The 14,519-nt window shown below is 60.9% G+C and carries 15 protein-coding genes; 10 read left to right on the forward strand and 5 right to left on the reverse strand.

The window, feature by feature from the left end; genetic code table 11:
• Window positions 1-50 precede the first annotated feature (50 nt).
• On the forward strand, window positions 51-479 hold the full coding sequence (locus FHT87_RS17800) for a L,D-transpeptidase (RefSeq protein WP_183803656.1): 429 nt from the start codon (window positions 51-53) through the stop codon (window positions 477-479).
• A gap of 5 nt (window positions 480-484) precedes the next feature.
• On the opposite strand, the gene FHT87_RS17805 is transcribed toward FHT87_RS17800, so the two are convergent.
• Complete coding sequence (locus FHT87_RS17805; RefSeq protein ID WP_183803658.1) at window positions 485-1,207, reverse strand: Crp/Fnr family transcriptional regulator; 723 nt, start codon at window positions 1,205-1,207, stop codon at window positions 485-487.
• A 419-nt stretch (window positions 1,208-1,626) separates the two neighbouring features.
• Here FHT87_RS17805 and FHT87_RS17810 point away from each other — a divergent pair, with 419 nt between their 5' ends.
• The 7 genes from FHT87_RS17810 to FHT87_RS17840 all read left to right on the forward strand — a co-directional run bounded on the left by FHT87_RS17810 (window position 1,627) and on the right by FHT87_RS17840 (window position 8,045).
• Window positions 1,627-1,905, forward strand: coding sequence for an acyl carrier protein (locus tag FHT87_RS17810; RefSeq protein ID WP_007814022.1), 279 nt, complete (start codon window positions 1,627-1,629; stop codon window positions 1,903-1,905).
• 114 nt (window positions 1,906-2,019) lie between these two features.
• The gene (locus FHT87_RS17815) at window positions 2,020-2,514 is read left to right on the forward strand and encodes a 3-hydroxyacyl-ACP dehydratase FabZ family protein (RefSeq protein ID WP_183803661.1); all 495 of its coding nucleotides are present in this window, start codon (window positions 2,020-2,022) and stop codon (window positions 2,512-2,514) included.
• The gene (locus FHT87_RS17820) at window positions 2,514-3,719 is read left to right on the forward strand and encodes a beta-ketoacyl-ACP synthase (RefSeq protein WP_183736111.1); all 1,206 of its coding nucleotides are present in this window, start codon (window positions 2,514-2,516) and stop codon (window positions 3,717-3,719) included. The genes FHT87_RS17815 and FHT87_RS17820 overlap by 1 nt, the downstream gene beginning before the upstream one ends.
• A 12-nt stretch (window positions 3,720-3,731) precedes the next feature.
• Window positions 3,732-5,018 carry a beta-ketoacyl-ACP synthase gene (locus FHT87_RS17825; protein ID WP_183803664.1) on the forward strand — a complete coding sequence of 429 codons (1,287 nt, stop codon included), beginning with the start codon at window positions 3,732-3,734 and terminating at the stop codon, window positions 5,016-5,018.
• A gap of 167 nt (window positions 5,019-5,185) precedes the next feature.
• Window positions 5,186-6,214 (forward strand): zinc-binding dehydrogenase, encoded by a 1,029-nt coding sequence (locus tag FHT87_RS17830; RefSeq protein ID WP_183803667.1) that lies wholly within the window; start codon window positions 5,186-5,188, stop codon window positions 6,212-6,214.
• A gap of 4 nt (window positions 6,215-6,218) precedes the next feature.
• Window positions 6,219-7,154, forward strand: a complete 936-nt coding sequence (locus tag FHT87_RS17835; RefSeq protein WP_183803669.1) for a lipid A biosynthesis lauroyl acyltransferase — start codon at window positions 6,219-6,221, stop codon at window positions 7,152-7,154.
• 198 nt (window positions 7,155-7,352) lie between these two features.
• Window positions 7,353-8,045 carry a PAS domain-containing protein gene (locus FHT87_RS17840; RefSeq protein ID WP_183736115.1) on the forward strand — a complete coding sequence of 231 codons (693 nt, stop codon included), beginning with the start codon at window positions 7,353-7,355 and terminating at the stop codon, window positions 8,043-8,045.
• Window positions 8,046-8,047: 2 nt separating this feature from the next.
• Here FHT87_RS17840 and FHT87_RS17845 read toward each other — a convergent pair whose 3' ends face one another.
• From FHT87_RS17845 to FHT87_RS17855, 3 genes are all read right to left on the reverse strand, one after another.
• Window positions 8,048-8,410, reverse strand: coding sequence for a VOC family protein (locus FHT87_RS17845; protein WP_183803673.1), 363 nt, complete (start codon window positions 8,408-8,410; stop codon window positions 8,048-8,050).
• Between the two features lies 1 nt (window position 8,411).
• On the reverse strand, window positions 8,412-8,810 hold the full coding sequence (locus tag FHT87_RS17850) for an SRPBCC family protein (RefSeq protein ID WP_183736117.1): 399 nt from the start codon (window positions 8,808-8,810) through the stop codon (window positions 8,412-8,414).
• Window positions 8,811-8,873: 63 nt separating this feature from the next.
• Window positions 8,874-9,659, reverse strand: coding sequence for a DUF6597 domain-containing transcriptional factor (locus tag FHT87_RS17855; RefSeq protein ID WP_183803676.1), 786 nt, complete (start codon window positions 9,657-9,659; stop codon window positions 8,874-8,876).
• Between the two features lie 155 nt (window positions 9,660-9,814).
• Here FHT87_RS17855 and gndA point away from each other — a divergent pair, with 155 nt between their 5' ends.
• Window positions 9,815-11,245 carry an NADP-dependent phosphogluconate dehydrogenase gene (gene gndA / locus FHT87_RS17860; RefSeq protein ID WP_183803679.1) on the forward strand — a complete coding sequence of 477 codons (1,431 nt, stop codon included), beginning with the start codon at window positions 9,815-9,817 and terminating at the stop codon, window positions 11,243-11,245.
• A 401-nt stretch (window positions 11,246-11,646) separates the two neighbouring features.
• On the opposite strand, the gene FHT87_RS17865 is transcribed toward gndA, so the two are convergent.
• On the reverse strand, window positions 11,647-12,687 hold the full coding sequence (locus FHT87_RS17865) for a LacI family transcriptional regulator (RefSeq protein WP_183803682.1): 1,041 nt from the start codon (window positions 12,685-12,687) through the stop codon (window positions 11,647-11,649).
• A gap of 455 nt (window positions 12,688-13,142) precedes the next feature.
• Between FHT87_RS17865 and FHT87_RS17870 the strand changes: the two genes are divergently transcribed.
• Window positions 13,143-14,378: an ABC transporter substrate-binding protein gene (locus tag FHT87_RS17870; protein ID WP_183736123.1), complete on the forward strand. Its 1,236-nt coding sequence runs from the start codon at window positions 13,143-13,145 to the stop codon at window positions 14,376-14,378.
• Window positions 14,379-14,519 lie beyond the last annotated feature (141 nt).

Here is a 14,519-nt window from a genome sequence, read left to right on the forward strand (position 1 = left end):
TTCCCTTGTTGACGACAATAAGCCTTTAAAGGTTCGATAGAGGGACGACCATGAAGACGTTTTTTGCGGCTGCGACCGCAGTATTATTGCTGCAATTTTCTCCCGTTGCCGCCGAGGCGGCCACGCTGGTTGCCAATATCAGCCTCAGCAAGCAGACGATGACCGTCACCGAAAACGGTTGGGTGAAGTATCGCTGGAAGGTTTCGACGGCGCGCAAGGGTTATTCCACGCCGACCGGTTCGTGGAGTGCCAAGTGGCTGTCGCGCGATCATCGCTCGAAGAAATACGACAATGCGCCGATGCCGTTCGCCGTGTTCTTCAACGGTGGTTATGCCGTTCATGCCACTTTCGACCGCAAGCGGCTCGGGACGCCGGCCTCGCATGGCTGCGTGCGCCTCGATCCGAACAATGCGGCACAGTTCTTCTCGATGACGCAGGAAAACGGCCTTGCCAATACCCGCGTGGTGATCACGCAGTAATCAAATCAGGCAGTAACCAGGCGCTCCAGCTCATCCATATCGCGAACGACGATATGACGGTTGTTCTCGATGCGGATGACGCCCTGCTTGCGCAGTTTCGTCATCTGGCGGCTGACGGTTTCGATCGTCAGCCCCAGAAAATCGGCGATCTCGGCGCGTGAGAGCGGCAGGTCGAAAGCCGTGCTGCTGGTCGTTTCCGGCTCTGCGTGCGTGGCGACGAGATAGAGAAGGCTTGCGACCTTTTCCTGGGCCGTGCGGCGGCCGAGCGTCAGCATCCATTCCCGCGCCGCATCCAGTTCCTTCAGCGCCTGGGCATGCAGGTTATGCTGCAGCTCCGGCGTATCCGATATCATCCGGTCGAGCAGTCCGCGCGGGATGACGCAGATTTCCGTCGGCGTGGCCGCTTCGGCCGACAGGGTGCTCTCCGGCACGAAGGGGCGGCCGATGAAGTCAGGCGCGAATTGCAGGCCGACGATCTGCTGGCGCCCGTCCGACATCACCTTGCAGAGCTTCACGACGCCATTCATGATGTTGGAATAGGAGGAGACCTCTTCGCCCTGGGCGACGATCTCGCAGCCGGAATCGAGTTTGCGGCGCGTCGAATGCCGGCAGAGTTCGCGCAGTTGGGCAGCCGTCAGCGCGCTGCAGACGACACCTTGGCGTGCCTCGCAGACGCGGCAGGTCGCCGGAATACTTATGTCAGGATCTTCACTGCGCGCGATGTCCATGTTCGATGCCCCGATCCGACCATATTGCCTGCGTGTCTGTGTTACGCTTCGGCCCCAACGTCATCTATCCCGATTTCTTGCGTCTGCGTCTTGATGTTTATCAATTCCGACCCGAGGCCTATTTGATCCAGATCAAACTGAGCCGCCGATATGGGCGGCAGGGCACATTGCAGCCCAGGATCAGCATCGTCTCAGCGTCGAGATGGGCGTTTTCGTGATTGCGGAAGGCGAAAAAGCTTTTAGCCGGGTGATCGCCTGGCGCTTCGATGCCTATCTGTCGCAGGCCAAAAGGCGCCGTTCCATTGCTGTTTAGGCAACACCTTTCCGCCAAATTGGCTTGCAACCGGGACGAAAGCATTGGCTTTTGAAATGGATTTGCCTATGAGGAGGAGAATCTTCATTTCCAAGAGGTAGAGCGAGTGACCGCTACATTCGATAAAGTTGCCGACATCATTGCTGAAACCAGCGAGATCGACCGCGCAACGATCACGCCGGAAAGCCACACGATCGACGACCTCGGTATCGACAGCCTCGACTTCCTCGATATCGTTTTCGCCATCGACAAGGAATTCGGCATCAAGATTCCGCTCGAAAAGTGGACGCAGGAAGTCAACGAGGGCAAGGTTTCCACCGAGGAATATTTCGTGCTGAAGAACCTCTGTGCCAAGATCGACGAGTTGCGCGCCGCCAAGGCTTGAAGCAACGTCATCGTGTTTTTTTCACGCCCTGCCGCTGTTGATATGGCGGCCGGGCGATTTTGTTCCTAAGTAGGCCTTCCGACGGGCTTTTGTCCGTCGCGCCGGAGAAGACTGATGCTGCTGGAATATTTCCAGATGATTGACCATGTCGAGGCGGTGGACCTTGAGAAGCGCACGCTTAATGCGCGCTCGGTCGTGCCGGCCAAGAGCCCCGTTTTCGAGGGGCATTTCCCGGGCATGCCGCTCGTTCCAGGCGTGCTTCTCATCGAAACCATGGCGCAGGCATCCGGCATGCTGGTGCTGGCCGCCACCGATTTTACATCCATGCCCTTCCTGATGTCGGTCGATGGCGCCAAGATGCGCACCTTCGTCGAGCCGGAAGCGGTGCTCGACATCGAGGCTTTCCTCGAACATGACGGCTCCGGTTTTGCCGTCACCAAGGCAAAGATCACCAGCGGCGGCAAGAAGGTCTGCGATGCGCAGCTGAAACTGCGCACCATGCCTTTCAGCGAGATTCCGCTCGGCGATATCGTTAGAAAACGTGCTGAAGAGGTGGGCCTGATGGCCGCCATCGCTGCGCAGGGGGCCAACGCCCAGGGGAGTAAATAATGAGCAAGGCCGCCAATGACGTCGTCATCACCGGCATCGGCATCGTGACCTGTCAGGGTGTCGGCAAGGATGCGCATATCGCGCTGCTAACCGCTGACCGCGCACCCGATCCGGTCGTCGAGACCGAGAAGTTCAAGCCCTATCCGGTTCATCCGCTTCCCGAGATCGACTGGTCGCAGCAGATCGCCAAGCGCGGCGATCAGCGCCAGATGGAAAACTGGCAGCGCATCGGCGTCTTCACCGCCGGCCTTGCGCTCGACGACGCCGGTTTCAAGGACGATCTCGAAGCCTGTGGTACGATGGACATGATCGTGGCGGCCGGCGGCGGCGAGCGCGACATCAATGTCGATACGCTGATCGTCGACGAGGGCCTGAAGCGCAACGACCGCGAGCTGCTGCTGAACGAAAAGCTGACGACGGAGCTGCGCCCGACGCTTTTCCTAGCCCAGCTTTCCAACCTGCTTGCCGGCAATATCTCCATCGTTCATAAGGTCACCGGTTCCTCGCGTACCTTCATGGGTGAGGAAGCATCGGGCATTTCGGCCGTCGAAACGGCTTTCTGGCGCATCAAGTCGGGTGAATCCACCCATGCGCTCGTGGGTGGCGCCTTTGCCGCGGAGCGGCAGGACATGATCCTGCTGACGGAAGCGATCGGCGCCAATACGCGCGGCCAATGGGCGCCGCTCTGGTCGAGATCCGGCCTTGAGGGCGGCGGCATCATCCCCGGTTCTGCCGGTGCCTTTCTGGTGCTGGAATCGCGCAAGCACGCCGAAGGGCGCGGCGCGCATATCTATGCGACGATTGCCGCAGTCGAAGGCGATCGCGGCAATCGCGCTGCGGGCAATTTCGAAGTGCGCATGGAGCAGCTCCTGAAGCCTGCCGCGGACCTGCCGGCCGACAGCACGGCGATCTTCTCCGGCTCGACCGGCATGCATGAGATTGCCGCCCGCGAAAAGACGGTTCTGGAGCATCAGCTTCCGGGGGCTGCGATCCGCGGTTTCGGCGGCGTTTCCGGTCACACGCTCGAGGCGCAGTTCACGCTCGGCCTCGCGCTCGCAGCGCTCGCCATCGATGCCAAGGCCAAGGTTCCGCCTTTCGATGCTGCGCATGAAGCACCGATGAAGGCCGGCACGAAAGCCGCCGTCGTCACAACCGTTGGGCATCAGCGCGGCGAAGGCGTCGCCGTTCTTTCCGCAGAAGCGTGAGGAGTGACTGAAATGACAGCGTCCGCTTATAGGGATCATCTCGGCCGTCCGATCGTTGCGGTCACCGGCATGGGCATCATCACCTCGCTCGGCCAGGGCCTTAGGGATAATTGGTCGGCTCTTTCGTCCGGCACATCGGGCATTCACGAGATCACCCGCTTCCCCACGGACGGACTTTCGACGCGCATTGCCGGTACGGTCGATTTCATCGACATTCCCGTGCCGAACGCCGTCGAGCGCTCCTATGCCTTTGCACGCGAGACGACGATCGAAGCGCTCGCCGACGCTGGTCTGTCCGGCGATTTCAATGGCCCGCTGTTCCTCGCGGCCCCGCCGATCGAGCCGGAATGGAGCGCTCGTTTCGAGCTTGCCGACCGCTCGCCGGCGGCCGACCATCCGGGCGATGCCTATGAGCGGTTCCTTGCCGCCATGCGCCAGCGCCCCGATCCGGCCTTTCATGAGGCGGCGCTCTTCGGGGCTATTTCCGAGCGTCTGTCCGACCGCTTCGGCACGCGCGGCCTGCCGGTGACGCTGTCGACGGCTTGTGCATCGGGTGTGACGGCGATCCAGCTCGGCATCGAGGCGATCCGCCAGGGCCGCACCGAGCGGGCGCTGACGGTTGCGACCGATGGTTCGCTGAGTGCGGAAGCGCTGATCCGCTTCTCGCTGCTCTCTGCCCTCTCGACCCAGAACGATCAGCCGACCAAGGCCTCCAAGCCCTTCAGCAAGGATCGCGACGGTTTCGTCATCGCCGAAGGCGCGGCAACGCTGGTGCTGGAATCGCTGGAATCGGCAGTTGCCCGCGGCGCTAAGATTCTCGGTATCATGAAGGGCGCCGGCGACAAGGCCGACAGCTTCCATCGCACGCGCTCTTCGCCTGATGGAGGCCCGGCGATTGCGACGATCCGCGCAGCGCTCGCCGATGCCGGCATGAGCGAGGACGATATCGGCTATATCAACGCGCACGGCACCTCGACGCCGGAAAACGACAAGATGGAATATGGCGCCATGTCTGCCGTCTTCGGCGAGAAGCTGGTTGGTATTCCCGTCTCGTCCAACAAGTCGATGATCGGCCATACGCTGACGGCAGCCGGTGCGGTCGAGGCGGTCTTCTCGCTGCAGACGATGCTATCAGGCACGCTGCCGCCGACGATCAACTACAACAATCCGGACCCGTCGATCGTTCTCGATGTCGTGCCGAACAAGAAGCGGGAAGCGCAGGTTTCGGCCGTGCTTTCCAACTCTTTCGGCTTCGGCGGACAGAATGCCAGCCTTGTCATGGCGCTCGAACCGGCTTAGAGACCCTTGGCTCTCTGACTAGGTGGTTTCTGACGTCATCCTCGGGCTTGTCCCGAGGATCTGCCGAGTGCCATTGATTGATGTGATTGGATCCTCGGGACAAGCCCGAGGATGACGACGTCCCACGTAGAAGACGACGGTTTAAGTAGAAGAAAGAATTATACATCATGCGCGCTTTGCAACTGATCGATGACCGCAAACTCGAGATCACCGACCTGCCGGAACCGGATGCCCCGGCCGCCGGCGAAGTGACGTTGCGTGTCAAGGCGGTTGCGCTGAATCATATCGATGTCTGGGGCTGGCGCGGCATGGCATTCGCCAAGCGCAAGATGCCGCTCGTCATCGGTGCGGAAGCCTCCGGCGTCGTCGAAGCGATCGGTCCCGGCGTTGCCAATGTGCTGCCCGGCCAGCTCGTGTCGATCTATGGTGCGCGCACCTGCGGCCTCTGCCGTCCGTGCCGTGAGGGCCGCGACAATCTCTGCGAACATGTTTCCGGCGTGCACGGTTTCCATCTCGATGGTTTTGCGCAAGAGAAGGTGAACCTGCCGGCGCGCCTGCTGGTTCCCGCACCTCCCGGTGTCGATGCGATCGGGGCGGCGCTTGCGCCCGTCACCTTCGGCACGGTCGAGCATATGCTCTTCGACAATGCCAAGCTCGAGCCCGGTGAAACAATCCTCGTGCATGCCGGCGGCTCCGGCATCGGCACGGCGGCGATCCAGCTTGCCAAGAAGATCGGCTGCACGGTCATTACCACCGTCGGCTCCGACGACAAGATCGAGAAGGCTAGGGCGATCGGCGCCGATCACGTCATCAATTACCGCACCGACCGTTTCGAAGGCGTGGTGCGCAAGCTCACCAAGAAAAAGGGCGTCGACGTCGTCTTCGAACATGTGGGCAAGGATACCTGGGCAGGCTCCATGCTCTGCATGAAGCGCGGCGGCCGTCTCGTCACCTGCGGCTCGACCTCGGGCGTCTCGACCGAGATGAACCTGATGATGCTCTTCCAGCAGCAGCTGAAGCTCTTCGGCTCCTTCGGCTGCCGCATGGAGAACATGGCCGACGCCATGCAGAAGATGGGCCGCGGCCTCGTTCATCCCGTCATCGACACGGAAGTCGGCTTCGACGATATCGACCGCGCGCTGGAGCGGATTGAAAGCCGGCAGATCTTCGGCAAGATCATCCTGAAGATGGACTGACCGGGTGAAGCTTTTCATCACCAGGATCGTTCTGGCGCTCAGGCGTTTCCAGCAATGGCTGGTGGCGCAGGTGATGTTCGGCTTCCTGAATTTCCTGAAGCTTTTTCCGGCCGATGGCGCGATGCGCTTTGCCGACTGGATGACCCGCCAGATCGGCAAGCGGCTGAAGCGCCATAAGCTAATGCTCTACAATCTGCGCCGGGCCTTTCCGGAAAAGAGCGAGGCCGAGCTCGAAGAGATCGCGCTCGAAAGCTGGGGCAATATGGGCCGGCTTGCAGCCGAATATGTCTTCCTCGACCAGCTCTTCGATTTCGACCCTGAACGATCCGAGCCGGGCAGGGTGGAGGTCTCGGGCATTCCGATCTTCCTTGAGCTGCGGGACAATCCACGCCCCTTTATCGTTTTTACCGGCCATACCGGCAATTTCGAGCTGCTGCCGGTCGCCGGCAACGCCTTCGGTCTCAGCGTGACCGTGCTCTTCCGCCCGCCGAACAATCCTTACATCGCGCAGAAGGTCTTCGATTTCCGCAGCGGCCGCATGGGTAAGCTCGTGCCCTCACATGCCGGTTCCTCCTTTGCGCTGGCCCGCCAGCTCGAGGCGGGCCAAGGGGTCGGCGTGCTGGTTGACCAGAAGTTCAGCCGCGGGTTGAAGACGACGTTCTTCGGGCTCGACACCAAGACCAATCCGCTGCTGCCGAAGCTGGTGCGGCAGTTCAATTGCGAGGTCTATCCCGCCCGCTGCATCCGTCTTCCCGGCAATCGTTATCGCCTGGAGATCGAGCCGAAGATGGAGATGCCGCGTGACGAGAAGGGCAATCTGGATCTTCCCGCTACGGCCCAGATGATGAACGACAAGGTGGAGAGCTGGGTGCGCGAATATCCGGCCCAATGGTTGTGGTATCACGACCGTTGGGATATCAAGCGTTCTGTCAGCCTGTAAGATTCTGCCTGTAAGATTTTGCTCCTGATTTATAATCGATTAAAAGCGACAGGTCCGCTTCGATTGAAACTGAGTACGGTTCATGTTACGCGTCTCTACTAGGGCGCGTAAAGTGCCTACCGTAAGGCGTAATCTTTCATTAAGCATAGGCCTCGACCGGTTTCGGAGCGTTTCTCAGGAAATGGATATGGGGGTATCTTGCTTGAGCTGTTCAGGGCCTTTTCCTTGCGCTGCGCGCAGATTGAGGAAGCGATAAGGCTAGGGGATGATGGGCGCGTGGAGGCGCTCGACCGCGATATTCAGCCGCTGGTCGAGGCGATTCTCGCATGCAGGGCGTCCAGTCTCATCGAAGTCTACATGCAACTTCAGTTTGTAAGCTATCTCATCGGTCAGGATGCCGATGACGGGGCTTTCGTGACGCAATATGCCGCCGTGCTCTCCTATCTGCTCGACCGTTATTTCGGCGCCCATGCGCCGGACTGGCGCGTGCCGCTACCGGACATGAAGCTCAGGCCGCCGCCCGCCTATGTTCCCGATACCGATAACGGCCAGTTTCTCAACGCGGCGATCCTGCAGACGCTGCCGGACCGCGTGGCGGTTCTGACGAAGGATTATCGTTATCTTTATTCCAATCCGGCCAATTGCGCCCATCTCGGCAAGAATGCCATGCAGCTCATCGGCCGCCATATCGTCGAGTTCATCGGCGAGGAGCGCTTTGCCGACGAGGTGAAGGAAAAGCTCGACGCCTGCTTCGACGGCGTGCCGGCAGATTACACCTACGCGCGGGATGAGCGGCACAATCGCTGCCGGATGGTGCCGCTCCACGACGCAGCGAAGAAAGTGATAGGGGCGCTCATCACCATTCAGAATCTCGGCGCTGCGGACGCCTGATTTCAGTCCTTGCTCCAGACGGCGAGTTCGTAGCCGTCCTTGTCGATAAAATGGAAGCGCCGGCCGCCGGGGAAGGGCGTGATCGGTTTTGCAATGGTGCCGCCGGCCTTTTCGACGCTTGCCAGCACATCTTCCAGCTTTTCGGCATAGAGGATGACGAGCGGGCCGCCTGCGGCACGCACCGGGCCGAGATTGGTGAAGCCGCCTTTCAGCCTTCCATCGTCGAACTCGCAGTAGTTCTCCCCATAATCGGTGAAGCGCCAGCCGAAGGCCGCGCCGTAGAAGGCTTTTGCCGCGCCAATATCGGCGACGTTAAACTCGACATAGTCGATGCGGCGGTCATTTTGAGCGTCGTTGCTGGCCATCTTATTTCTCCATCAGCGATTTGAGTGCCGCCAGATCCTTCTGGACATGAGCGGCATCGGCGGCGAATTGATCGTCGGTCATGCCCGGCAGGCGCAGAAGCGTGAACATCACCTCGCAGCCATCGCCATTCGGCACGATGCGCAGCGCGTTATAGACGCGCAGGCCGGATTCGATGGTGACGGTATGGTCGATGACGCCGAATTCGTTCGCCGGCACGAAGCTCACGCGGACGATGCCGAGCGGGCCATGGGCGATCCAGTCCTCGCCGTCGGGTTCCAGGCCGCTCGCAAGGCCGGAGGCCCACAGCGGCATGTTCTCCGGCCTGCCGGCGAAATCATAGACATCGCGCCAGTCTCTTTTGATCGTGATGTGGACGATGCGGGCGGGCATTGTGTTCATCGGTCTGTCCTTTTGCTTTGTGTCAGACTAGCAGGCCGGCCCGGGCCGTCTTGAACAAAACGGTCAGCGGGTCGTCAATTGAGCGAGCATGGCGGATGGTGTCAGTGTCGTCAGGTCGCCGATCTCGCGGGTCATATGGGCCTGATCGGAAAAGCCGGCTTCGAGGGCGAGGGCGGCAAGGGACAGGGTCTTGCTTGCACGGCACAAGGCTATGAAACGCTGCAGCCGGCGGACGCGTTCGAGCGTCTTGATGCCGTAGCCGAAATGGTGGTGGGCGCGGCGGCGCAACTGCCGTTCGCCGATATCGAGCCTCTGCTGCAGGTGGCCGATGCGGCCCGATCCATGGTCTGCGGCGGCAAAGATCAGGCGAGCCTCAGGATCTGGCTCCGCTTCTTCCCTTGCCAGTTCACTCAACAGGGCGGCGAAGAGAGGGAGGGCGGCAGCCTCATCCAGACAGTCGGACAGGCGCGGTTCGAGGAGGGCAGCCTTTTCCTGCGCGAGATCGCTCAAGGGAATGGAAAGGCCGGTGATCTCCGACAGCGGCAGCTTCAGCCAGACGGCGCCGGCGCCTGGTGCAAAACGCGCGCCGATAATGCGCATGCCCGGCGCTATCGGCGGGAAGGCGGCGGTGCGGTCTGGTCCGACAACGAAGAGGCGGCCGTCTGCGAAAAGCAGGTCACAATAACCATCGGGCACGATGGCGACAGGGCCTGCGGTTCGAATCTCATGCGACCAGAGACAGCGGAAATGCGGGGCGAGGGCAGGCGAGGGCGCATATTCGCGGTAGCGCCCCGCTCTCTTTGCGAGCAGCGACCCGTTATCGCTCTGCCTTGCTGCAGCAGCAGTCATTTCAGCCTCCCAAACCCATGCATATGGTGCTGTCAAGGCCATTCGAAAAGCCTGTTCCGACAGCCTTTTTTCGAGCCGAATCGCGGTCTTCGACCTTGCCGTTTGGCCGAGAGAGTGCCACAACATCGCACCATTTCACTCATCGGAGGTTTGTCGTGGAAAAGGCAGAAATCGGACTGATCGGCCTTGCCGTCATGGGATCCAACCTGGCTCTCAACATTGCGGAAAAGGGCAACAAGATTGCGGTTTTCAACCGCACGCCTGAAAAAACGGATGAATTCTACGAGAGTGCCGGCGATCTGAAGAAGCAGATCATTCCCTGCAAGACGATCGAGGAGTTCGTCGAGGCGATCCGCCCGCCACGCCCGATCATCATCATGATCAAGGCAGGCGATGCCGTGGACCAACAGATGGAGGCGCTGCGCCCGCATCTCGAAAAGAACGACATCATGATCGATGCCGGCAACGCCAACTTCCGCGACACGGTTGCCCGCTTTGATCGCCTCAAGGACACCGGCCTGACCTTCATCGGCATGGGCGTTTCGGGTGGTGAGGAAGGTGCCCGCCACGGCCCGTCAATCATGGTCGGCGGCACGGAGGATTCCTGGAAGCGCGTCGAGAAGGTTCTGACCTCGATTGCCGCCAAGTATGATGGCGATCCGTGCGTCGCCTGGCTCGGCAATGACGGCGCCGGCCACTTCGTCAAGACGATCCACAACGGCATCGAATATGCCGATATGCAGATGATCGCCGAAATCTACGGCATCCTGCGCGACGGCCTCGGCAAGAGCGCTTCGGAAATCTCCGGCATCTTTGGCGAGTGGAACAAGGGCCGCCTGAACTCCTACCTGATCGAAATCTCCGAAAAGGTTCTGGCCGCTACCGACCCGATCTCCAAGACGCCGATGGTCGACATGATCCTCGACAAGGCCGGCCAGAAGGGCACCGGCAAGTGGTCGGCGATCGAAGCGCAGAACATGGGCATTCCGGCGACCGGCATCGAAGCCGCCGTGGCGGCCCGCAGCCTGTCGTCGATGAAGGAGCAGCGCGTCGCCGCCGAAAAGATCTTCGGCGATCTCGGTGCTGCCTTCCCGACCGCCTACGGCCCTGAGTTCAACAGGGATTTGGAACTGGCACTGTTTGCCGGCAAGATCGGCGCCTATGCGCAGGGCTTTGCCGTCATGGCCGAAGCCTCCAAGGAGTTCAACTGGTCGCTGCCGATGCCGACCATCGCTCGTATCTGGCGCGCCGGCTGCATCATCCGCTCGCAGTTCCTCGACGAGATCACCAAGGCCTTCACCGATGCGCCTAACGCGGCGAACCTCATCGTTACGCCGGCCTTCTCCGGCATGGTCAAGGAATCGATCCCGGCGCTGCGCCGCGTCGTGACCGCAGCACTCGCCGCCGGCCTGCCGGTTCCGGCGCTGGCCTCGGCGCTCAGCTATTTCGACGCCTACCGCCAGGGCCGCGGCACTGCCAACCTCATCCAGGCGCAGCGCGACTTCTTCGGCGCCCACGGCTTCGACCGCCTCGACGGCAAGGACTTCCACCATGGCCCTTGGGGCAGCGGTGCGTCGACCTTCTGAGGTTTGTGGGAATAGAGTTGAAGAGCCCGGCCGTTGCGCCGGGCTTTGTTTGGGGGGCGAACACGACGGTCCATCTTGCTCCTCTATGCCTCCTTCGAGGCGGCCGATATCGAAGGAGTAGCCGATTCTACGCGGCTGCCTCAATTCGCTCGGCTATGCGTCCAGAGGGCGGTGCCTGTCTGCCGCAGTCGAAGCTTTCTCCTCCCTCATCTCTGTGCTTGTCACAGAGATCCAGCCACCGCGCGTCTGCGCGGTGAATGGCTCATTTGCCGTCAAGGGAAAAGTCTCTTCTGCCCAAGGACTTGGGCAGGCTGGATCCCTGTGACAAGCACAGGGATGAGGAGAGATTGAGGAGGCGCAGGTGCCCAAAGCAACCTATCGCTTGCGGTGAGGGAGCCGACCTACACCCCCTCCGGCCATTCCGGCTTGCTGATGGACTGCAGCAGCTCCGCATCCACGCCATCGATCCGCGCAATCACCTGTTTCGCCATCTCGCGGCCGGCGTGGCGGACGTCTTCGTAGGCGGTGATGATCTCCGGGCGGATCCAGTTGAGGATCGGGGCGGATTGTTTGGAGACGAGGTCGACGTCGTGGCCGAGGCGCTTGCCGGCGGCTTCGATGCCGGCGTTGACGGCGATGGTGGCGCTGCCGGCGGATGAGACGATGCCATCGGGCGCGCCCGGCGAGCGCATCAGCTGCTCCACGGCGTCACGGATTTCGGCGAGCGGGGCATCGATATTGACGCGCAGCGGCACTTCCTCGGCGCCGTAGTCGTGCAGACCGGTCTGAAAGCCGATGCGGGTGTGGGTGTAATAGGTGAGCTTGCTCGGCGGCTGGAGCAGGGCGATGCGCTTGCGGCTGCGCTGGACGAGCTTCTGCACGGCCTGATGGGCGTAAGCCTCGTTGTCGAAGTCGTGGTAGGGATGCACGAGGCCGCCATCGGTGCGGCCGTGGGTGGTGAAGGGCATGCCGCTTTCTGCGAGCAGGCGTACGCGCGGATCGTCAGGCTCGACGCGCGAGATGATGACACCGTCGGCAGAGCCGGTTTCCAGGATATAGCGCACCGGCAGCATGGGGTCCTTGCTGTGCGAATGCGGGGTGACGACGATATGGTAGGGCGTGCCGGTCAGCACCTCGGAAATGCCGAAGACCATCTGGCTGGAAAAGCCCATGATCTCCTCGTCGATGCTGAGCACCAGCGCAATGACGTTGGTCTTGCCGGTTCTCAGGCGCACGCCGGCCCTATTCGGCTGATAGCCGAGCTGGCGGGCGACCATGCGCACCCGTTCCTTCGTTTCAGCGCCGATATCCGGTGCATCTTTCAGCGCCCGCGACACGGTCGTCACGCCGAGGCCCGTCATGAAGGCGATCGTCTTCAGTGTCGGGCGCTCGCGCTGAACGGGACTCGATGCCGCTCCGCCGAAATTTCCGTTGTTTTCCATCCCTCTAGGCCCGCCTCGCGCGATTTGCTTCGCCTTATAGAGGCTTTTTGGCGCACTGTAAGTATGCCGCCGCTCAAAAAGCTCTCCTCCCTGAGCGAGACAATCTGTAACGATACAGTAGAAATGTCGAGCCCTTTTTCCGATCAACATTGCAGAGTGTTCCTCTCTGGTTGAATCGCCTGTTGATCCCACGATTTTTTGCGCCTGCGAAATAGGGAAAGACTGAAATTATCAGATTAATCAAAAATTAAATAACAAAATCAGAGAATTAATTTCATGCCGCAATTGCGAGATCGTTTGCTTACGCTTTTCTCATCGAGCAAAGATGGGATCGGCAACTGCCCTCATAGGCTGTATTGGCGTCTCTCGCAGAAAATTTTGCGAGCAGGCGGTTGCGCGGATAAATCGATTGTTCTAAGTTTTTCCGGCAACGTTTCAGTGAGGGAGGAGAACTCATGAAAATCCGTATGATGGCGGCTGTGCTTGCCGCTTCCGTGGCCATTCCGTTTGGTGCCGCAAATGCGACCGATCTCGAAGTCACGCATTGGTGGACGTCGGGCGGTGAATCCGCGGCTGTCGCCGAGCTTGCAAAAGCATTCGACGCCACCGGCAACCACTGGGTAGACGGCGCTATCGCCGGTTCCGGCGGTACTGCACGTCCGATCATGATCAGCCGCATCACCGGCGGCGACCCGATGGGCGCCACCCAGTTCAACCACGGCCGCCAGGCCGAGGAGCTGGTTCAGGCCGGCTTAATGCGCGACTTGACCGATGTGGCGACCGCCGAGCACTGGAAGGACATCATTCGTCCGTCGAGCCTGCTCGATTCCTGCACGATCGACGGCAAGATCTACTGCGCTCCCGTCAACATCCATTCCTGGCAGTGGCTGTGGCTGTCGAATGCGGCCTTCACGAAGGCCGGCGTAGCCGTTCCGAAGAACTGGGACGAGTTCGTCGCTGCTGGTCCGGCTCTGGAAAAAGCCGGTATCATTCCGCTCGCCGTCGGCGGTCAGCCGTGGCAGGCTGCGGGCGCCTTCGACGTGCTGATGGTCGCGATCGCCGGCAAGGATACGTTCAACAAGGTGTTCAAGGACAAGGATGCGGAAGCTGCTGCCGGCCCTGAGATCGCCAAGGTCTTCAAGGCTGCCGACGACGCTCGCCGCATGTCGAAGGGCAGCAACGTTCAGGATTGGAACCAGGCCACCAACCTCGTCATCACGGGCAAGGCCGGCGGTCAGATCATGGGTGACTGGGCGCAAGGCGAATTCGCGCTTGCCGGCCAGAAGGCTGGCACCGACTATACCTGCCTGCCTGGCCTCGGCGTGAACGAGATTATCTCGACCGGCGGCGACGCCTTCTATTTCCCGCTGCTGAAAGACGAGGAAAAGTCGAAGGCTCAGGCCGTGCTCGCCAAGACCCTGCTCGATCCCAAGACCCAGGTTGCGTTTAACCTGAAAAAGGGCTCTCTGCCGGTTCGTGGCGACGTCGATCTCGCCGCCGCCAACGATTGCATGAAGAAGGGTCTCGATATCCTGGCGAAGGGCAACGTGATCGAAGGCACCGACCAGCTGCTTTCGGCCGACAGCCAGAAGCAGAAGGAAGACCTCTTCTCCGAATTTTTCGCCAACCCGTCGATGACGCCGGAAGACGCTCAGAAGCGTTTTGCCCAGATCATCGCTTCGGCTGACTGATCGATAGATTCGCTGCCTTTGCGATCCGGCTCCGTAAGAGCCGGATCGTTCCGGACGAATGTCCGGATGGCGGCGTCTCTCCGACATCCCCGGCAAATCCGGGGGGCAGGGTGGCAGACGGCCTCATGCCGGTCTGTCGCA

The organism is Rhizobium sp. BK316, from assembly GCF_014193695.1.
Taxonomy (GTDB): domain Bacteria; phylum Pseudomonadota; class Alphaproteobacteria; order Rhizobiales; family Rhizobiaceae; genus Rhizobium.